General features: G+C 65.2%; 20 protein-coding genes. 7 read left to right on the forward strand and 13 right to left on the reverse strand.

Annotated features, from left to right (window positions below; genetic code table 11):
* Window positions 1-64: 64 nt before the first annotated feature.
* The 6 genes from GTK09_RS06630 to GTK09_RS06655 form a co-directional block, all read right to left on the reverse strand.
* Window positions 65-796, reverse strand: a complete 732-nt coding sequence (locus GTK09_RS06630) for an SDR family oxidoreductase (protein ID WP_163462137.1) — start codon at window positions 794-796, stop codon at window positions 65-67.
* Window positions 797-867: 71 nt separating this feature from the next.
* The gene (locus GTK09_RS06635; protein ID WP_163462139.1) at window positions 868-1,596 is read right to left on the reverse strand and encodes an SDR family oxidoreductase; all 729 of its coding nucleotides are present in this window, start codon (window positions 1,594-1,596) and stop codon (window positions 868-870) included.
* A 37-nt stretch (window positions 1,597-1,633) separates the two neighbouring features.
* On the reverse strand, window positions 1,634-2,365 hold the full coding sequence (locus GTK09_RS06640; protein ID WP_163462141.1) for an SDR family oxidoreductase: 732 nt from the start codon (window positions 2,363-2,365) through the stop codon (window positions 1,634-1,636).
* A 96-nt stretch (window positions 2,366-2,461) separates the two neighbouring features.
* On the reverse strand, window positions 2,462-3,436 hold the full coding sequence (locus GTK09_RS06645) for a tagatose kinase (protein ID WP_163462143.1): 975 nt from the start codon (window positions 3,434-3,436) through the stop codon (window positions 2,462-2,464).
* A gap of 3 nt (window positions 3,437-3,439) precedes the next feature.
* Window positions 3,440-4,324, reverse strand: coding sequence for a sugar phosphate isomerase/epimerase family protein (locus GTK09_RS06650; RefSeq protein ID WP_163462145.1), 885 nt, complete (start codon window positions 4,322-4,324; stop codon window positions 3,440-3,442).
* A gap of 65 nt (window positions 4,325-4,389) precedes the next feature.
* Window positions 4,390-5,391 (reverse strand): sugar-binding transcriptional regulator, encoded by a 1,002-nt coding sequence (locus GTK09_RS06655; protein ID WP_163462147.1) that lies wholly within the window; start codon window positions 5,389-5,391, stop codon window positions 4,390-4,392.
* A 190-nt stretch (window positions 5,392-5,581) separates the two neighbouring features.
* On the opposite strand from GTK09_RS06655, the gene GTK09_RS06660 reads away from it, so the two are divergent.
* The 6 genes from GTK09_RS06660 (at window position 5,582) to GTK09_RS06685 (ending at window position 11,388) form a co-directional block, all read left to right on the forward strand.
* Window positions 5,582-7,033, forward strand: coding sequence for an extracellular solute-binding protein (locus tag GTK09_RS06660; protein ID WP_163462149.1), 1,452 nt, complete (start codon window positions 5,582-5,584; stop codon window positions 7,031-7,033).
* A 231-nt stretch (window positions 7,034-7,264) separates the two neighbouring features.
* Window positions 7,265-8,140 carry a carbohydrate ABC transporter permease gene (locus GTK09_RS06665; protein WP_163462151.1) on the forward strand — a complete coding sequence of 292 codons (876 nt, stop codon included), beginning with the start codon at window positions 7,265-7,267 and terminating at the stop codon, window positions 8,138-8,140.
* Between the two features lie 4 nt (window positions 8,141-8,144).
* Complete coding sequence (locus GTK09_RS06670; RefSeq protein ID WP_163462153.1) at window positions 8,145-8,981, forward strand: carbohydrate ABC transporter permease; 837 nt, start codon at window positions 8,145-8,147, stop codon at window positions 8,979-8,981.
* A 4-nt stretch (window positions 8,982-8,985) separates the two neighbouring features.
* The gene (locus tag GTK09_RS27365) at window positions 8,986-9,255 is read left to right on the forward strand and encodes a DUF2160 family membrane protein (protein ID WP_163462154.1); all 270 of its coding nucleotides are present in this window, start codon (window positions 8,986-8,988) and stop codon (window positions 9,253-9,255) included.
* 5 nt (window positions 9,256-9,260) lie between these two features.
* Window positions 9,261-10,310, forward strand: coding sequence for an NAD(P)-dependent alcohol dehydrogenase (locus GTK09_RS06680; protein WP_163462156.1), 1,050 nt, complete (start codon window positions 9,261-9,263; stop codon window positions 10,308-10,310).
* 13 nt (window positions 10,311-10,323) lie between these two features.
* Window positions 10,324-11,388 carry an ABC transporter ATP-binding protein gene (locus GTK09_RS06685; RefSeq protein ID WP_163462159.1) on the forward strand — a complete coding sequence of 355 codons (1,065 nt, stop codon included), beginning with the start codon at window positions 10,324-10,326 and terminating at the stop codon, window positions 11,386-11,388.
* A 64-nt stretch (window positions 11,389-11,452) separates the two neighbouring features.
* Here GTK09_RS06685 and scpA read toward each other — a convergent pair whose 3' ends face one another.
* Together scpA and GTK09_RS06695 are read right to left on the reverse strand one after the other, a co-directional pair.
* Window positions 11,453-13,618 carry a methylmalonyl-CoA mutase gene (scpA, locus tag GTK09_RS06690; protein WP_163462160.1) on the reverse strand — a complete coding sequence of 722 codons (2,166 nt, stop codon included), beginning with the start codon at window positions 13,616-13,618 and terminating at the stop codon, window positions 11,453-11,455.
* Entirely contained in the window at window positions 13,615-15,663 is a 2,049-nt protein-coding gene (locus GTK09_RS06695) for an acetyl-CoA carboxylase biotin carboxylase subunit (RefSeq protein ID WP_163462162.1), read from the reverse strand. Before GTK09_RS06695 ends, scpA begins: the two co-directional genes overlap by 4 nt.
* Before the next feature lie 310 nt (window positions 15,664-15,973).
* On the opposite strand from GTK09_RS06695, the gene GTK09_RS06700 reads away from it, so the two are divergent.
* Window positions 15,974-17,137, forward strand: a complete 1,164-nt coding sequence (locus GTK09_RS06700; RefSeq protein ID WP_163462164.1) for an IS4 family transposase — start codon at window positions 15,974-15,976, stop codon at window positions 17,135-17,137.
* Between the two features lie 159 nt (window positions 17,138-17,296).
* On the opposite strand, the gene GTK09_RS06705 is transcribed toward GTK09_RS06700, so the two are convergent.
* The 5 genes from GTK09_RS06705 to yghU all read right to left on the reverse strand — a co-directional run bounded on the left by GTK09_RS06705 (window position 17,297) and on the right by yghU (window position 19,765).
* Entirely contained in the window at window positions 17,297-17,674 is a 378-nt protein-coding gene (locus GTK09_RS06705) for a hypothetical protein (RefSeq protein ID WP_163462166.1), read from the reverse strand.
* A complete protein-coding gene (locus GTK09_RS06710) occupies window positions 17,674-17,958 on the reverse strand; it encodes a DUF2442 domain-containing protein (RefSeq protein ID WP_163462168.1) in 285 nt (94 codons plus the stop codon). The genes GTK09_RS06705 and GTK09_RS06710 overlap by 1 nt, the downstream gene beginning before the upstream one ends.
* Window positions 17,939-18,214, reverse strand: coding sequence for a DUF4160 domain-containing protein (locus tag GTK09_RS06715; protein WP_203560911.1), 276 nt, complete (start codon window positions 18,212-18,214; stop codon window positions 17,939-17,941). The genes GTK09_RS06710 and GTK09_RS06715 overlap by 20 nt, the downstream gene beginning before the upstream one ends.
* Before the next feature lie 67 nt (window positions 18,215-18,281).
* Window positions 18,282-18,848 (reverse strand): HXXEE domain-containing protein, encoded by a 567-nt coding sequence (locus GTK09_RS06720; protein ID WP_163462169.1) that lies wholly within the window; start codon window positions 18,846-18,848, stop codon window positions 18,282-18,284.
* Window positions 18,848-19,765, reverse strand: a complete 918-nt coding sequence (gene yghU, locus GTK09_RS06725; protein WP_163462170.1) for a glutathione-dependent disulfide-bond oxidoreductase — start codon at window positions 19,763-19,765, stop codon at window positions 18,848-18,850. The genes GTK09_RS06720 and yghU overlap by 1 nt, the downstream gene beginning before the upstream one ends.
* Window positions 19,766-19,783: the final 18 nt, after the last annotated feature.

Consider the following 19,783-nt stretch of genomic DNA (forward strand, 5'->3'; position numbering starts at 1 on the left):
GGTATGCCATGGAGCGCCAATTGTCTTTATAATTTCCGTCTTAGCGTGAGCGTTACTATTCCCCTCACCGTACCGTATACCCCCCATCGGCCATCAGCGTCGCGCCGTTGACGATGCCGGCCTCTGCCGAGGCGAGATAGAGAGCGGCGGCGGCGATTTCCGAGGGCTTGGCGAAACGTCCCACCGGGATGTCCCGCCGCGCCTTTTCGCCCTTTTCGCCGGACCAGCCGACGAGGGCCATTGGCGTCTCGACCACCGTCGGGGCGATGGCATTGGCGGTGATGCCGTAGCGCGCCCATTCGATCGCCATGACCTTGGTGAGGTTGATCAGCGCCGCCTTGCTCGCGCCGTAGGCCGCATGCTCCTCGATGGCGATGACGCCGGCCTGGGAGGAGACGTTGACGATCCGCCCGCGGCCGGACGCCTTGAGGAAGGGGAGGGCGGCGGCGGCCATCAGCCAGGGCGCCCGGAGGTTGATCCGCATGGTGCGGTCCCAGGCGTCGACTTCGGTCTTCTCGGCCGGAAAGACGATGCCCAGGCCGGCATTGTTGATCAGGATGTCGATGCCGGTTTCGCGGCCGATCGCTGCGACGCCCGCCGCGATTGCCGCGGGGTCTTCCAGGTCGATGACGGCGTGGCGATTGTCCGGCCCGAGGCGTGTCGCAAGCTCCGACGCGTCGGCGATGTCGACGAGGACGAGCCGTGCGCCGGCCTTGGCGAAAGCCTCCGCCATGGCGACGCCGATGCCGCCGGCGGCCCCGGTGATCAAGGCCGTCAGGCCCGACAGATCGCTCATGCTGCTTCCTCCCGAAGTTTCCCGTGGAACGCGCCGGCGACGATCCTGCTGCGACGCCGGCGCGTCTTGCCTCAGATGTCGAAGTTGGTCGGCAGGACGACCATGTCGCGGATGGTGACGTTTCTGGAACGCGTCAGCATGTAGATGATCGCGTCCGACACCTCGGTCGGCTCGATCAGGCTGCCTGAGTCCTTGGCCGCCTGGAGCCGGTCGGCCGGCCAGTCGGCGAGGAGGGCGGAGACGACCGGGCCCGGCGAGACCTGGCCGACGCGGATGCCGTGCTTGTTCAACTGGCGGCGCATGGTCTGGACGAAGCAGGTGATCGCCCATTTCGAGCCGGAATAGACCGGCTCCCACTGGATCGGCATGTGGCCGGCGACCGAACAGGTGACGACGATGTCGCCGGTCTTACGCTCGATCATGTGGGGGATGACGTCGCGCACGTTCTTCATGACGGCGTTGACGTTGAGATTGAGCATCCGGTCGATGGTCGCCGTGTCGGTCTCGGTGAGATCGCCGCCGATATAGGTGCCGGCATTGCAGTGGAGGATGTCGATCCGCCCGGTCTTGGCGAGGATCTCCGGCACCATGGCGGCGCAGCTCGCCGCATCGAGGAGGTCGGTGACCTGGGCGATCGCCTTGTCGCCGAGCCGCTCGGTGATTTTCGCAAGCGCCGCCGCGTCGCGATCGACCATCACCACGCTCGCCCCTTGGGCAATCAGCGCCTCGGTGGTGGCAAGTCCGATGCCCGACGCCGCACCGGTGACGGCGGCGACCTTGCCGTTCAATAATTCAGCCATGTTCTTCTTCCTTCGATAGTCTGTTCGATCGCGCGTCTCAGACGCTCATGAACCCGCCTTCGACCGGCAGGACGGCGCCGGTCACCATCGCCGCATCCGCCGACAGCAGCATCGCGATCATCGACGCGACGTCCTCGACCTCGGCGAAGCGGCCGATCGGCGTGCGCGCCATCATCGGCTCGCTCTTTTCCGGGTCGCTCCAGGCGGCCGCGGCCAGCTCGGTCAGGGTGATGCCGGGGGCAACGGCGTTGACGCGGATGCCGTGCGGTCCGAGCTCCTTGGCGAGGACGCGCGTCGCGCCTTCCAGCCCGGCCTTGGAGGCGGCGTAGCAGAGGTGGTTCGCAAAGCCTCTGTGGCCGGCGAGCGAGGTGACGTTGACGATGGCGCCGCCGCCGCCCGCCGCGATGCGCGCCCGGGCAAATTCCTGGGCGCAGATCAGCGCCGCTCGCAGATTGATGCCGAGGACCGTCTCGTAGCCGTCCTCGGTGAATTCCAGCGTGCTTTCGAGGACGTTGGTGCCGGCGCAGTTGACGAGGTGATCGGCGGTTCCCGCCTCCTGCATGGCGGCGCGGGCGACCTTCGGGTCGAGAAGATCGGCCTTGATCGTCCGACACCCCGTCTCTTCGGCAAGGCTCGCAAGGTCGGAGTCGGTGCGGGCGATGGCGACGACCTTGGCGCACCGCTCGCTGACGAACTTCGCGGTGGCGCGGCCGATGCCCTTGCCGGCGCCGGTGATGATGACGGTCTGGCCGTCGAAGCTGTTCGGCATATCTCGCTCTCCCATTGTCGCATTCGTGTCGCGCCCGGCGCCCTGCCGGTCGCGGATCTTCTCTGTCCCGGACCCATTCCTCGGCCGAATTGCGGCTCAGGGCCCAGCGCGGCCCGTCGCGGCAATGAAGGCGTCGAGTTCGGCGCGGGTGCCGGCGCCCTCCATCGGGCCGCGGACCGTGACGTTGCGGGCGCCGGCCGCGCAGGCATAGGTGAGGGCCTCTTCGATGCTCGAGCCGAGACGCCGGCAGGCGACATAGGCGCCGCCGAAACAGTCGCCCGCGCCGGTCGGATCGACCTCGGGGACGGCGAAGGCGGCGACGTGCAGTGGTTCGGCGCCGGGGGTGAAGACGCTCGCGCCGCGGGCACCTTCCTTCAGCGCGATTTCCGGAATGCCCATCGAAAGGAGCCTGTCGATCGCCGCCTCGCGTCCCGCGACACCCGCGGCACGTTCCAGTTCCTCGCCCGACGGCAACAGCAGATCGGCCATGGCGACGAGTTCGGAAAAGCGCCGTTCGGTGTCGTCGTCGTATTTCAATTCCTTGCGAAGGTTCGGATCGAACGACAGCGACCCGCCCCGCTCCTTGACGATCCGGACCGCGCGATCGATCACCGCCACCGCGCTCGGCATCGACAGCGCCGAGCCCATGACGTGGAGGTGTCCGGCCTTCGCCACCAGCGTCTCGACCGCTTCCGACCAGCCGAAGCGGGCCGCTGCGGAGGTGGCGATGTTGTAGACGAAGTCGCGCGTGCCGTCTGCCCGGTAGCGCACGAAGGCGCTGCCGGTCGGATAGGTCGGATCGACGGCGATGGCCGAGACGTCGGCGCCGTCGCGGGCGAGGCGGTCGACGTTCAGTCGGCCGAAATCATCCGCGCCGACGGCGCCGACGATCGCCGCCGAGCCGCCGATCCTGGCGCACTGGTCGGTGAAGATCGCCGGTGCGCCGCTGGCAAACGGCCCGACGAGATCGATCGGCTGGCGAAAGCCCTCGCCGACAGACGTCGCCATGATCTCGACGAGGATCTCGCCGACGGTGATCGTCGGGCCGAGATGGTCCGGAGCGAGCGCCATGGTTCAGGCGTCTGCGTTGATCTGGCGGGCGATCGTCGCCTCTTGCCACTTCGCTTCGATGAAGGTCTTGGCATGGGCGGCGAGCTGGTCGTTGTCGGTCCAGGTGTCGCGCCAGATGCCGCAGGCGACCGACAGCGCCTCGTCGACGATCGCGCCGGAGAAGCTCTCGAAGGTGATGTCGCGGGCATAGCCGATGTCGGCCAGCGCCCGGAACGAGGCGGAGAAATCGATGGTTCCGGTGCCGAGGAAGCCGCGATAGTTCTCGCCGATGTGGAAGTAGCCCAGCTTGTCGCCGGCCAGGCGGATCGCCGCGGCGGGATCGGCCTCCTCGATGTTCATGTGAAACGTGTCGAGATGCAGGCGCACGTCGTCGCGGCCGGTATCGGCGATGAATTTCAGCCCCTGTGCCGTCGTGTTGAGGAGGTTCGATTCGAACCGGTTGACGATCTCGAGGACGATCTCGACGCCGCAGGTCTTGGCGATCTCGGCCGTCGCCGCGATCGTCTCGGCGCTGTTCATCCAGCCGTCGCGGCTCGGCATCGAATCGTATTTGCCGTGCTTGGAGAAGATGATGCCGCCGAGCCGGATGCCGCCGACGTCGCGGACCGTCTTGACCACGTCGGACAACAGCGCCCGGCCCCTGGCGACGACATCGGTGTCCTCGCTGGAGACGTCGCAATCGGCTGGCAGGCCCATGGTCACGACGACTTCGAGGTCGAGGGAGCGGGCTTTCTTCGCCAGCCTGTCGAGGTCGTAGCGGCCGGGAAAGAGATAGGCGATCTCGACCATCCGGTAGCCGTGCTCGGCGGATTTTTCGAGCGCCGTCTCCAGGCCGTCCTGGGTCTTGCCGTCGGTCCAGACGAAGGTGTGAATGCCAAGGCGTCGCATGAAGTGTTCCTCCCATATGTTCGCTCTCGCCGTCGCTTCCCCGGCGAGGCGATTCTCTCAAGGTGTCAGCCGGCTCGCTGTTCGGCCGCCTGCCTTGCTGTTTTACGCCCTTCCGACGGTTCGACGAGAAGCTCGGCGGTGACGTCGTCGGTGATCAGCGTGTCGATGAGACCGCGCCGCGCGGCGGCGCGGATGATTTCGACCTTGTGGGGCCCGGCCGCCGCCAGGATCTTTTCGGGCGTTTTCTCGACGACGTCCAGATCGACGCCGATCGTGCGCCTGTCGAGCGGATGGTCGATCGTCCGACCGTCCTCGTCGAGAAACCGGCCGAGGACGTCGCCGATCGCGCCGGCATTTCTGATCGCCGACGGTGGAAACTCCTCCGGCAGCCCGTTGGCGACGAGATAGGATCTGGACGAGATGTCGCTCGCGGTCAAAATGGCGGCGTCGAGTTCTTCGAATTTGGCGAAATGATCGGCGAAGATCTGCTGGGAGAGGAAGATGGCGCGGTCGACCCCCTCCGACAGGAAGATCGGCGCCGCCAGCAGCGAATAGCTCGCGCCGAGCTGCGCCGCGAAACCCGAGGCGATGCTGAAGGAATTGAAGGAGGCGCCCTGCATCGTGCCGCCCAGCATCGAGACGATCTCGACGTCGGGATTGGCGAGCTGCGGCAGCTTCTGGATCCCCGCCTCGAGCGTCATTCCCCACGACACGCCGATCTTCCGCCAGGCCTTGGCACGAAGCCGCTCGGTGACGACGGCCGCCAGCGCCGCCCCGACGGAGCCGTGGTAGTCGTAAGCGTCGCGGCGGGCCGGAGCGGCGATCACGCGCTCGATGCCGAGCTGCCGGCGCAGCCTGTCCTGGAGTTCGATCCGGGCGACGAAGGGGGACTCGATCCGGACCTTCACCATGCCCAGCGACTTCGCCCGCTGGATCGCCTGGTTCACGCGCAGGCGCGTGGTGTCGAGAAACTTCGCGATCTCGGCCTGGGTCATGCCGTTCACGTAATAGTGCCAGCAGACCTCGGTCGCGAACGCGTCGCTCTCGTCCTGTCCCTCCCGCACCATCCAAGCCTCGTCAGCACCCCCGCCACGGATGGGAAGCTATGGCATGGATTACAAATGGAAGACAACGCATACATCTGTAAAAAAATCACTTGCATCATGCACCATACATTTGCATCCTTCCGTCGGAGGCATTGCGGCGCGCCCACGGGGTCATGTCGCTGCGGCCCCGCGACCGAACGGGAGGAAGTCCATGAAGTTTGCCTACAAGCTCAGTGTATCCGCCATCGCCCTGGCGATGATGACGGGCGCGTCCTTCGCGCAGGACATTCAGATCAAGAACCCGGAATGGTGGCAGGAGGCCGGCAAGAAGTTCGACGGCGCCACCCTGCGCGGCGTCACCGAATCGACGCCGGCTTCGAACTACGTCGCCGACGTCCTCGCCCCGAAGTTCGAGGAGCTGACCGGAATCGACGTGCAGATCGAGACCACCTCCTGGGATCAGATGTACGACAAGGCCATCAAGGACATGGAGGCCAAGACCGGCATCTATGACATGGTCTATATCGAGCAGGACATCGTCTACGCCTATCTGGCGCGCAACTTCCTGGTCAACCTCACCAAGGCACTCGACGAGAATGCCGAGTTGAAGGCGCCGGAATACTCCGAAGACAATTTCACCACCTTCGCCGAGAACTTCCGCGGATCCGACGGTGGCCTGTACGGCGTGCCGATGGAGGCCTTCATCAAGGTCTATCTCTATCGGACCGACCTTTTCAACGATCCGAAGATCCAGGCCGAATTCAAGGAGAAGACCGGCAAGGATCTGAAGCCCGCCAAGACCCACGCCGAATACACCGAGATCGCCAAGTTCTTCACCGAATACGGCAAGGCCAACGGCATGGATCTCTGGGGCACGACCGCCCAGGCGCATACCGGCCATCCGGCCTCGTGGTACGAGTATTTCGAGTCCGTCGCGCCGACCTACGGCGTCTACAACTGGGGCATCGACGCAAACAACAACTATGCCGCGACCGTCGAGAATGGCGGCACGATGAACTCGCCCGAGGCCAAGGAAGCGCTGAAGTGGTGGCTGTCGATGCGTGACATTGCCCCGCCGGAATCGGTGCAGTCGACCTGGACCGAGGTCGCGACCACCTTCGCCGCCGGCAGAGCAGCGCAGGGTCTCGTCTATGGCGAGAACGCCGCCTGGATCGCCACGGACGAGGAGAAGTCGCGTGTCGTCGGCGAAGTCGGCGTGGCACTGCCGCCGCTGGAGCCCGGCGTCCTGGAAGAGGCCGAGAGCGGCAAGGGCTACATCGGCTACTATGACGGCGGCGCCTTCGGCCTGCCGGTGACCTCCAAGAGCCAGGACGCCGCGCTCCTGTTCATGCAGTTCATGGCGCTGCCCGAGATCCAGGAAGACTGGGCCGCGGCCGGCTCGCGCATCACCCTGACTTCGACCTACGACACCCCGAAGGTGAAGGAAGTCGACAAGGAGCTCGGCGGCTACTACTCGATGCTCCGCGACGACGGCAAGCTGTTCAAGGGCGCGCCGGAATATCCGTTCCACCGGCAGGTCATCGAGGCGACGTCGCCGACCTTCTACGAGATCCTCACCGGCTCGATCGGCCCGGACGAAGGCCTCGACATGATGGCGCAGAAGGCCGAAGAGGAACTGAAGAACCTCGGCTACCGCAAGTAACTTCGCGGGTTCGCCACTAGCGACGACGGCGGGCCGCTCTTAGAGCGTGGCCCGCCGTTTCGGCCCCTTCGGCCGATCGTCCGCCGCAAGCTGCCCCCGAGATCGCTCCGTCGATGGCCGGATACCCTGCCGTTGCTGCCGCGCGACGAGGCGGCGAATCCGGGCTGTTTGCTCAGGGCATGCGGACGGGCCCTTCTTCGACAACGACACGCCTCGACGAAAGATGGCTCGATGCAATCCAACAGATTAGGCTGGATTCTCCTCGCTCCGACGCTGGTGATCCTGTTCTTCTTCGGCGTCGTGCCGTTCTTCTACGTGCTGTGGTTGTCGTTCCATCAATGGAACCCGTTCGCGCTCGACCCGGCGGTTGTCTATAACGGCGCCGACAATTTTCGCGCCTTGGTGTTCGACAGCGGCTTTCTGGCCTCGCTCGGCGTCACCCTCGCCTTCGTCTTCTTCGCCGTCCTCTCCGAGCTGATCGTCGGCTACCTCCTTGCCCAGGCCTTCCTGAAGGACTTCCCCGGCAAGGCGATCTTCCGGACGATCCACACGCTTCCCCTGATCATGGCGCCGATCATCGTCGGCTCGATCTGGAAGCTGATGACGACGCCCTCGATCGGGATCATTCCCTCGCTGCTCGACAGCTGGTTCGGCTTCGACCTCAACATCGGCACCAGCGCCGTCGCGGCCTTCACCGTCACCGTCGTCATGGACATCTGGCACTGGACGCCGCTGGTCACCCTGACCTTGATCGCCGCGCTCGTCTCGCTGCCGGCCGACCCGTTCGAACAGGCGCAGATCGACGGTGCCAACAAGCGCCAGATCTTCTGGCACATCACCCTGCCGATGATCGCCCCGGCACTGCTCGCCACCGTCTTCATCCGGCTGATGGACGCGCTGCGCACCGTCGACGAGGTCTTGATGCTGACCGGCGGCGGGCCGGGCTCGGCGACCCGCTATCTCGGCGTCCACATCTTCAAGGAAGTCTTCCCGAGGACGAATTACGGCTACGGCTCGGCGGTCTCGATCATCGTCCTCTATCTGACGATCGTTTCCTGCTGGCTGCTCTACGTCGCGCTGATCGCGCCGCGCAACAAGAAGGCCTGATCCGATGAGACGTCAACGAACCTGGCTGTACCTTCTGTTCTGGACCGTGGTCAGCTTCTTCACCCTGTTCCCCATCTACTGGCTGTTCGTCATCTCGGTGAAGCCGGCCGTCGAGTTGTTCTCGACCCCCGAGGTGATCCTCTCCTCGGTCTACTGGAAGAACTACGTCGACGTCCTCAACGACGAGACGCTGCGCGGTTACATGGTCAATTCGCTGATCATCTCGACCGGCAACGCCTTTCTCGTCACCGTGCTCGGCTTTCTCGCCTGCTATGCACTGAGCCGCTTCAATCTCGGCGGCAAGGAATCGATCTTCTTCTGGACGATCACCAACCGCATGGCGCCGCCGGCGGTGTTCCTCCTGCCGCTCTTCCTCCTGCTCACGCAGGTCTACCGGTTCGGCGATTTTACGCTTCTCGATACCAAGATCGGCATGATCCTCGTCTATTGCACCTTCAACCTGCCCTTCGCGATCTGGACGCTGCGGCCGACCATCGATGGCATCCCGAAGGAGCTCGACGAGGCGGCCTTCGTCGACGGGGCGAGCGCCTGGACGGTGATCACCGAGATCGTCCTGCCGCTGGCAAGGCCCGGCCTCGCCGTCACCTTGATCCTCACCTGGGTCTTCGCCTGGAACGAATATCTGCTCGCCGCGACGCTGACCAACTTCAACGCCCGCACGTTGACGACCGGCCTCTCCGAATATGTCACGACGACCGGCACCGAATGGGGCGTGATGGCGGCGATCTCGATGTTCACTCTGATCCCGGCGCTGATCGTCTTCAGCCTGGTCCAGCGCCACATCGTCGCCGGCCTGACCTTCGGCGCCGTGAAAGGATGACGCGATGACCCGGACCGATCCGCAGGACGTCGAAACCCCGATCAACATCTACGAGGAGCAGGAAGAGGGCCGGCAGTCGCCGCTCGACCGCAAGGAGCGCGACGGCTTCCTGCCGATCCAGACCAACTGGTTCGACAGGATCTTCATCTCCGTCATCATCTGGGTGGCGCTGTCGCTGTTCTGGCTCCGGTTCATGGAGCCGGCTGGGCTGCCGCTCACGATCTCCAACGTCGTCGCCGTTCTCCTCGGCGTCTACATCGTCTGGAAAGGCTGAATTCCATGAAATCCCTGGTCCTCGAGCGCAAGGACGAACTGTCGCTGCGCGACTTTCCGATCGACAAGGACGAGGCGGTGCTCGGCCCGCGCGACGTGCGGATCAAGCTCCACACCGTCGGCATCTGCGGCTCGGACGTCCATTACTACACCCACGGACGCATCGGCCCCTTCGTCGTCAACGAGCCGATGATCCTCGGCCACGAGGCCTCCGGCACGGTGATCGAGACCGGCTCCGACGTCACCACGCTGAAGGCCGGCGACCGCGTCTGCATGGAGCCGGGCATTCCCGATCCGAATTCCAAGGCGACCCGGCTCGGCATGTATAATGTCGATCCCGCGGTGCGCTTCTGGGCAACGCCGCCGGTCCACGGCATCCTCCGTCCGACCTGCGTCCACCCGGAAGCCTTCACCTTCAAGCTGCCGGACAATGTGAGCTTCGCCGAGGCCGCGATGGTCGAGCCTCTGGCAGTGGGCGTTCACGCGGCCACCAAGGCCAAGATCAAGCCCGGCGACATCGCCGTGGTGCTGGGGGCCGGGCCGATCGGCCTCGTCACGGCGCTCTCGGCGCTGGCGGGCGGCTGCGCGCGGGTCTACGTCACCGATCTCGCCGAAAAGAAGCTGGAGATCGCCGAGAGCCTCTCACCGGCGATCGTCGGCGTCGATGCCGGCAAGGAAAGCCTCGTCGACCGGATCAAGGCCGATACCGACAGCTGGGGCTGCGACGTCGTCTTCGAGGCGACGGGCTCGCCCAAGGCAGCCGCCAAGGTGTTCGAGCCGCTGGCGCCCGGCGGCTGCGTGGTGATGATCGGCGGCCAGTCCGAGCCGATCGCCTACGACGCCGGCGCGGCGATGATCCGCGAGGCGCGGGTCGAGAACATCTTCCGCTATGCCCACGTCTTTCCCCGCTGCGTCGCCATGCTCTCCTCGGGAACCATCGACGTGAAGCCGCTGATCACCCGGACCTTCGACTTTGCGGAGAGCGTCAGGGCGTTCGAGATCGCCGCCTCGGCTCCGGCCGGGGACGTGAAGATGCAGATCGAACTGCCGCAGTGAAGGGAATGTTGAAGTGGCTGGCGTAAACATCGACGACGTATTCAAGCGCTATGGCTCGGTCCAGGTCATGCACGGGGTGTCGATCGACATCGAGGACGGCGAGTTCGTCGTCCTGGTCGGGCCGTCGGGCTGCGGCAAGTCGACCCTCCTCAGGATGCTCGCCGGCCTCGAGCCGATCAGCCAGGGGACGATCCGGATTGGCGAGAAGGTCGTCAACGACGTCCTGCCGAAGGACCGGGACATCGCCATGGTGTTCCAGTCCTACGCGCTCTATCCGCACAAGACGGTGGCGCAGAACATCGGCTTTCCGTTGAAGATGGCGAAACGCCCGAAGGCGGAGATCGACGAGAAGGTCGGCCGGGCGGCCGACATCCTCGACCTGACGAAATATCTCGATCGCTACCCCAAGGCGCTGTCCGGCGGCCAGCGCCAGCGCGTCGCCATGGGCCGGGCGATCGTCCGGGACCCCAAGGTGTTCCTGTTCGACGAGCCGCTGTCGAACCTCGACGCCAAGCTGCGCGTCTCGATGCGCATGGAGATCAAGGAACTTCACCAGCGCCTCAAGACCACCATCGTCTACGTCACCCACGATCAGATCGAGGCGATGACCATGGCCGACAAGATCGTCGTCATGCGCGACGGCAAGGTCGAGCAGATCGGCGCGCCGCTCGATCTCTACGACAATCCGCAGAACGTCTTCGTCGCCGGCTTCATCGGCTCGCCCTCCATGAATTTCGTCAAGGGGCGGATTCGCGGGGCGTCTGGGGCGCGCGAATTCGTCTCCGAGGGCGGTCTCGTCCTGCCCGTGCCGGCGGAGGCGAGCGTCGCCGACGGTCATGAGGTAGTCTACGGCATCCGGCCCGAGCACATTTCCATCGGCGAGGGCGGCGTTCCGATGGATGTCGTGGTGGTCGAGCCGACCGGATCGGAGACCCAGGTCTTCGCGCGGTCTGGCACCGATCTCATCGACACCGTGGTCAAGGACCGGATTTCGGCGCGGCCGGGGGAAAAGCTCGGCTTCCACATCGATCTGAGCCGCGTTCATCTCTTCGACGCGAAGACGCAGCAGCGTCTCTAGCTGCCCCCGAGTTCGGGCCGTCCCCAAAGCCGGATCCGGCCCGGTCGCGGGTTTCGCCGCGCAATCAGGCGGTCAGCCGCTCGGTGGCGCGGGTGTTGCGGCGGCGGCCTTCGAGGACGCCGAGGACGGCCATCGCGGCCTGCAGGACGTTGGTGCCGGGCCCGAAGATTTCGGCGACGCCGGCATCGAGGAGCGCCTGGTAGTCCTGCGAGGGAATGACGCCGCCGCAGACGACGTGGATGTCCGCGCGGTTCTTCTCCGCCAGGGCGGCGATCAGTTCGGGCACCAGCGTCATGTGGCCGGCCGCATGGGACGAGACGCCGACGACGTCGACCTTCCTGTCGATCGCCAGACTGGCGACCTCCTGCGGCGTCTCGAACAGCGGGCCGAGATGGACGGCAAAGCCGAGATCGGCAAAGGCGGTGGCGATCACCTTCGAGCCGCGGTCGTGGCCGTCCTGGCCGAGCTTGGCGACGAGGATCGAGGGCTTGCGGCCCTTCTCCTCGGCATAGTCGGCAATGCGCTGTCGGATGGTGGCAAATTCCGGGTCGCTCTCATGCGCCGAGGCGAAGACGCCGGAGATCAGCGAGGTCGATGGTTGGTGCCGGCCGCCGAAGCCGTCCTCCATCGCCTGTGAGATCTCACCCAGCGTGGCCCTGGCACGCGCCGCTTCGACGGCAGCGGCCAGGAGATTGCCGTCCTTGCCGCTCGCGCAATCCCGCAGGGCGGCGAGGGCGCTCTCGCAGGCTTCCTTGCTGCGTGTCCGTCGCACCTCCTCGAGCCGGGCGATCTGGGACTTTCGAACGGCCGCCGTGTCGATGTTCAGGATCTCGACCGGCGCCTCTTCCTCCAGCCGGAAGCGGTTGACGCCGACGACGACGTCCTCGCCCTTGTCGATGCGCGCCTGGCGCAGCGCCGCCGCCTCCTCGATCCGCCGCTTCGGCAGGCCTTCCGCGACGGCCTTGGTCATGCCGCCGGCGGCCTCGACCTCGGCGATCAGTTCGAAGGCCCTGTCGGCAAGGTCCTTCGTCAGCGCCTCGACATAATAGGAGCCGCCCAGCGGATCGACGACGTTGGTGACGCCTGTCTCGTGGGCGAGGATCAGCTGGGTGTTGCGGGCGATGCGGGCCGATGTCTCGCTCGGCAGCGCCATCGCCTCGTCGAAGGCATTGGTGTGAAGCGACTGGGTGCCGCCGAGCACCGCCGACATCGCCTCGTAGGCGGTGCGCACGACGTTGTTCATCGGGTCCTGCTCGGTCAGCGAGACGCCCGAGGTCTGGCAGTGGGTGCGCAGCATCTTCGAGCGCTCGTCGGTGGCGCCGAAGTCCGTCATGATCTTCGCCCACATCTGCCGCGCCGCACGCAGCTTGGCGACTTCCATGAAGAAGTTCATGCCGATGCAGAAGAAGAAGGAGAGGCGGGGCGCGAACTTGTCGACGGACAGGCCCCGGGCCATCGCGGCGCGGACATATTCCATCCCGTCGGCCAGCGTATAGGCGAGCTCCTGGGCGAGCGTCGCGCCGGCTTCCTGCATGTGATAGCCGGAGATCGAGATCGAGTTGAAGCGCGGCATCTCTACGGCGGTATAGCCGATGATGTCGGCAACGATGCGCATCGATGGCTCAGGCGGATAGATGTAGGTGTTGCGGACCATGAACTCCTTCAGAATGTCGTTCTGAACGGTTCCGGTGAGCTGCCTCCGGTCGACGCCCTGCTCCTCGGCTGCGACGACGAACATCGCCAGCACCGGGATGATCGCGCCGTTCATGGTCATAGACACGCTCATCGTGTCGAGCGGAATGCCGTCGAAGAGGATCTTCATGTCCTCGACAGTATCGATGGCGACGCCCGCCTTGCCGACATCGCCGGCGACCCGCGGATGGTCGGAATCGTAGCCGCGATGGGTGGCGAGGTCGAAGGCGACCGAGAGGCCCTTCTGACCGGCGGCGAGGTTCTTGCGGTAGAAGGCGTTGGAAGCTTCGGCCGTCGAGAAGCCGGCATACTGGCGGATTGTCCAGGGCTGGCCGGCATACATCGTAGCCCGCGGCCCGCGGGTGAAGGGGGCAACGCCGGGGAGGGCGCTCGTGGCATCCTGCGGCAGATCCTCGGCGGTATAGACCGGCTTGATGGCGATCCCCTCGGCGGTCTGCCAGGTGAGGTCCTCGACCTCGCGGCCCTTCAGCTCCTTCGTCGCCAGATCGAGCCAGTCCCGCGGAAAATTCTCGCTCATGTCTCGAACTCCATGATGACCGCGTCGACGGCGAGGCTGTCGCCCGCCTTGACCGGAATGGATTTCACCACTGCCTTGTGCTCGGCCCTGAGGACGTTTTCCATCTTCATCGCCTCGACGATGGCAAGCGTCTGGCCGGCCTCGACCTGTTCGCCCTCCGCGACCGCGATCTGGACGACGACGCCGGGCATCGGGCAGAGCAGGAGGTTGGAGGTATCCGGCGCTTCCTTCACCGGCATCAGCTCGGCGAGCCGCGCCAGATGCGGCTCGTAGACCTTGGCATCGACGTCGATGCCCTTCAACCGCAGCCGGAAGCCGCTGACGATCGGATCGACCCGCGGGGTCAGCGTCTCGCCGCCGAACCGCAGCCGGGCGGTCTGCCGCCCCCGCTGCCAGTCCATCTCGACCGGGCCGAGATCGGCGCCGTCGACGGTGACGCCCGTCTCACCGAGATCGACCGTCAGCCGGTGTTCGCCGATGAAGACGATGCGCCGTCCGCTTTCTTTGCTCAAAGCGAGGTTTTCGCCGAGGCTGGGTGCCTTGCTGGCGCTGCGCCGCTTCGACGCCCTGGCGAGCAGCGCCGCCGCCGCGGCGAGCTTGCCCCGCATCGCTCCGTCCGCCTCGGTGCCGTTAAAGCCGTCCGGATATTCCTCCGCAATGAAGCCGGTGGAGATTTCGCCGGAGCGCCAGCGCGGATGCTGCATGATCGCCGAGACGAAGGGGACGTTGTGGCCGATGCCGTCGATGACGAAGCGGTCGAGCGCCTCGGCCATGGCGTCGGTCGCCGCCTCCCGGGTCTCGCCCCAGCTGCAGAGCTTGGCGATCATCGGATCGTAGAACATCGAGATCTCCGAGCCCTCGGAAACGCCGGTGTCGTTGCGCAGGACCGGCGCGCCGCCGCCGATGGCGCGGCCGGAAGGGCCCATGCCCGAGGCGCGAGAGCCGTCCAGAGGCCCTTCGTCCGGCGGATAATAGCGCTTCAGTCGGCCGATCGAGGGCAGGAAGCCGCGATAGGGATCCTCGGCATAGACGCGGGATTCGATCGCCCAGCCGTCGATCTTCACGTCCTCCTGGGCGAAGGGCAGCCTCTCGCCATGGGCGACGCGGATCATCTGTTCGACGAGGTCGACGCCGGTGATCAGCTCGGTCACCGGATGCTCGACCTGCAGCCGGGTGTTCATCTCGAGAAAGTAGAAATTCCGGTTCTTGTCGACGATGAACTCGACGGTCCCGGCGCTCTCGTAGTCGACGGCCTTGGCCAGCGCCACGGACTGCTCGCCCATGGCTTGCCGCGTCTCTGCGTCGAGGAAGGCGGAGGGCGCCTCCTCAACGACCTTCTGGTTGCGCCGCTGGATGGAGCATTCTCGCTCGTTCAGATAGACGCAGTTGCCGAATGAATCCGCCAGCACCTGGATCTCGATATGGCGGGGCTCCTCGACGAATTTCTCGATGAAGATCCGGTCGTCGCCGAAGGAGCTTTTGGCCTCCGAGCGCGAGCGGTCGAAGCCGTCACGGGCTTCCGCGTCGTTCCAGGCGATGCGCATGCCCTTGCCGCCGCCGCCGGCCGACGCCTTGATCATCACGGGATAGCCGACTTCCGCGGCGATCTTGGCGGCATGCGAAGCGTCCTCGATCAGCCCCATATAGCCTGGCACGGTCGAGACGCCGGCTTCCGCGGCAAGCTTCTTCGAGGTGATCTTGTCGCCCATGGCGCGGATCGCCCTCGGCTTCGGGCCGATGAAGACGATGCCGGCATTTTCGAGCTTTTCGCAGAAGTCGGCGTTTTCGGAGAGGAAGCCGTAGCCGGGATGGACGGCCTCGGCGCCGGTCTCCTTGCAGGCCGCAATGATCCGATCACCGAGGAGATAGGACTGGTTCGCCTGGGGCGGGCCGATATGCACCGCCTCGTCGGCCATGCGCACATGCATCGCGTCCCGGTCGGCGTCCGAATAGACCGCCACCGTGGCGATGCCCATGCGCCGCGCCGTCTTGATGACCCGGCAGGCGATCTCGCCGCGATTGGCGATGAGGATTTTCTTGAACAAGTCCCGTCTCTCTCCCTTGCGCCAGGGCCGGCCATGCCCTCGCATGCTTCTTCTTATCCGCCTGCGCCCCGCCGCGTCACGATGCTCGTCTTCCGAAGGCACACTCAGAAGCGCATCCCGCCGGCTCCTCTTCGGCGGGTCAGTCTCACCGCGTCGCTTGCGGGGAACGCCCGGGCTACTCAAGCTTCGTCATTCTCGGGCCCCGTTCCACTGCTGTCCGGTTAAATTTTCTGGACGCAGCGCATGACATTGATTCTACTCGGTTCCAGACGTTTCGCCGCGTTTGGGACACGAGTTGGAGATCAATGTCATGCGCCACCAGAATACAGTTTTTCACACGCTGCAGAAGTTCATTCCCTGGAATGATTTCGAGACGCTTGTGGAGAAGTGCGGCGCCGACCATCGGGTGCGCAGCTTCGGGACCAAGAGCCAGTTCCTGGCGCTGTTGTTCGGTCAGTTGTCGGGTGCGGCGAGCCTGCGCGAGATCGTCGACAGCCTGCAGAGCCAGTCGTCGCGCCTTTATCACGTGGGGATGAAGGCGTCGGCGCGCTCGACCTTCTGCGACGCCAACCGGCTGCGGCCGTCGGCGCTGTTCGCCGATCTCTTCGCCAAGATGGCACAGAGGGCCTGCCGCGCCACGCGCCGGCAGATGAGCGGCGCTGACACCACCTTGCTGCTCGATTCCACGCAGATGCAACTGAGCTCTTTGTCCCGCGGCTGGCTGAGTGCCAAGGCCGATGGCAGCCGGGCCATCAAGCTGCATGTCGTGCACGATCTTTCGAGCCGAACGCCGATGAAGGCGACGATCAGCGACCAGCGGGTCAACGACATCACGCCGGCCCAGGACCTCGTGGTCGAACCCGGCGCAACCTACGTCTTCGACCTCGGCTATTACGACTTTGCCTGGTGGGCGGCCTTCGACGCGGCCGGGTGCCGCTTCGTCACGCGGCTGAAGAGCCATACCAAGCTCACCGTTACCGCCGAGGCGCGCGTCGAGCCGGGCGGGGCGGTTCTCAGCGATCGCATCGGCCTGTTGACGCAGCGCACCGCCAAGTCCCGCACCCCCGCCTTCGCCGATCCGGTTCGCGAGATCGTCGTGACGATCTCGACGGGCAGGACCATCCGGGTCGTCACCAACGACCTCGACGCGCCGGCCGAGGAGATCGCTCATCTCTACACGCAGCGCTGGCAGATCGAGCTGTTCTTCAAGTGGATCAAGCAGAACCTGAAGATCAAGACATTCGTCGGCACCAGCGAGAACGCCATCCGCATCCAGATCTTCGTCGCCCTCATCGCCTATATTCTGCTGCGACTGGCCCATGACGCCCAAAATGCCATCGAACGCCCCATGAGCTTCCGACGCCTCGTGCGGCTCAACCTCATGGAAAAACGGGATGTTGCCGCCCTGAACAAGCCAAAACCGCCGCTCCAAACAGACCCAAGACAGGCCAGCTTTGATCTTCAAGTAATCTAAGCCGGACAGCAGTGGGACGGGGCCGAGAATGACGAAGCGTTGGGGTTGCCGCCTCCTTAGGTTCGCTCCCATGTCCCTTATGACATGAAGCCAGAGCGCGACGGTTCCGCCGCGTTGGCGGCTACAGGGTCGGCGCCATCAGGTCTGGCTGTCCGGCCTTCACACCTCCAGTACCTCCTGAAACGCCTCCGGATAGCTCTTCCTCGCCACCTCCTCGTCGATCATCAGCATCGCCTCGTAGGAAGCCGGATCGAACGGCTTTTCCGCCGGCACGATCTCGCGGTTGAACAGCCAGGAGATGCGCCCCGCATCGAGATTGCCGCGCTCGAAGGGCTCGGGGCCGAACATGTGCCAGATCGCGTGCAGGAAGGCCGCGTCGGCGAGCTTTTCGGTCGGCGTGCGGTCGTTGAACCGCTTGCGCTCGATGATCTTGGTCGCGCCCTTCGGGTTGGCGCGGCGCACGGTGAACTGGAAACCGGTCCCCGGCAGCCCCGAGGGAAATCCGCGATGCTTGGTCATGTCAGGGAGATTGGCCATCAGGCGGCGGCCTCCTTGGGGGGCGTGGCGCCGGGGGCTGCACCTCCGACGATCAGCGCCTTCGCGCTGATATATTCGTCGATCGCTTCCCAACCGACGGCGTCGCCGAAGGGCAGGATCTGCCAGCTCTTACGCTGCTCCACGCTCGCGGCGGCAAGCCGTGGGTACCACCAGAGGGGGGCCTCGATGCGTCGTCCGTCGGCCATCACGAACATGATTCGGTCGGCCGTCACGGACACGTCGGAGACGGTGAGCTGACGATCGTCAATTTCCAAAATAATCATCCCAGGCCTCCAGAAACCGGTCTTGGTTCTCCGCGACGATTTTCATGATCGCATTGATCTCGTGACCAGCGAAACCGGCATTGCGGGCCAGACGCAGATCCCGCAGCCAAACTTTCATTTGCTTTGCGTCCTTGAGAACATGGATATGCGGCGGTTCGCCGATCTCCTTCGAATAGAACAGGAACCGATGGCCTCGCCATTGCAGAACCGTCGGCACCTCGTGGCCCCCGTCGTCGAACTTTCGTCGCGTATCCAAAATATAGCATCGCTACCGCCATTCTGCACCGCAGGCACGCGAACGAGAGTGCCGACACGCTTCGCCATCACGCCAACCGCCGCCGCCGCGTAACGACATAGGCGATGATCCCCGCATGGATGGCGATCGCCACCGCGAGGCCGACGACGTGGTGGCCGGCACCGACGCCGGGCTCGGCGCCGACGATCAGAGCCCCCGCGATGCCGACCGGCAGGAACAGGACGAGGGCCGTCGCGAGGCCGGGATTGTAGGCCCGCAGCCGGATCGCCTGGCCGATATGAGCGAGGGCGTTGACGAGGGTGAGGTAGACGCCGATCAGGCCCCAGCCGATGCCAACACTCCAGGCGAGCCAGATCGAGACGAGGTTGACGCCCCAGACGCCGGGAATGTTGATGACGAAGACCGCGGCGTCGTCGAGGACGATCTTGCCCTTGCCGATCATGGCATTGATGGCCGCCGCGAAGCGGCCATCGTCGTGTTCCTCGTACTGGTGGACCATGTAGACGGGCAGCTGCAGGAAGACCAGCGTCAGCGCAGTCGTCCACGTCGCAGCGATGATCGGCGTGAAGGCGAGGATCAGCAGCCCCGCCAGGAACCCGCCATAGACCCAGTGTGCCACCAGACGGGCGAACATCAGCCGGCGTCGCCGATCTTGTCCTGCGTCTTCGTCTCGAAGTCGCCGGCGTCGTGGCGCTCGTGCAGCTGGGTCGAGGGATCGCCGGTCACCGAATTGACCATCGAGCCGCGCCGGGCGCCCTTGCGCTCGCCGATCTGCTTTCGCCAGCGCTGGACGTTGGCGTAGTCGTCGACGGACAGGAAGGTGCCGGCATCGCCATAGGCGTCATGGGCGGCGATGCGGCCATACCAGGGCCAGATCGCCATGTCGGCGATCGTGTATTCGCTGCCCGCGATATACTCGTTTTCCTTCAGCTGCTTGTCGAGAACGTCAAGCTGGCGCTTCACCTCCATGGCGTAGCGGTCGATGGCGTACTGGATCTTCATCGGCGCATAGGCGTAGAAATGCCCGAAGCCGCCGCCGAGGAAGGGCGCCGAGCCCATCTGCCAGAACAGCCAGTTCATCACCTCGGCGCGGGCCCGCGCATCGGTCGGCAGGAAAGCGCCGAACTTGTCGGCAAGATAGGTCAGGATCGAGCCGGATTCGAACAGCCGGATCGGCGCTCCGCCGTCCTTCGGCTTGTGATCCATCATCGCCGGGATCTTCGAGTTCGGATTGACCGAGACGAAGCCGGAGCCGAACTGGTCGCCCTTGTTGATGCGGATCAGCCAGGCGTCGTATTCGGCCTCGGAGTGGCCGGCTTCGAGCAGCTCCTCCAGCATGATCGTCACCTTGACGCCATTGGGCGTGCCCAGGGAATAGAGCTGCAGCGGATGCTGGCCGACCGGCAGGTCCCTCTCGTATTGCGCGCCGGCCGTCGGCTTGTTGATCGAGGCGAAGGCCCCGCCGGATTCGGTATCCGGCTTCCAGATCTTCGGCGGGACGTAGCCGGCGGGCAGGTTGTTTTCGGGCGAGAACTTGTTGTCGTCGCTCATGGTATCGAGCCTTCTGTC

This window comes from Jiella pacifica (assembly GCF_010500815.1).
GTDB lineage: Bacteria > Pseudomonadota > Alphaproteobacteria > Rhizobiales > Rhizobiaceae > Jiella > Jiella pacifica.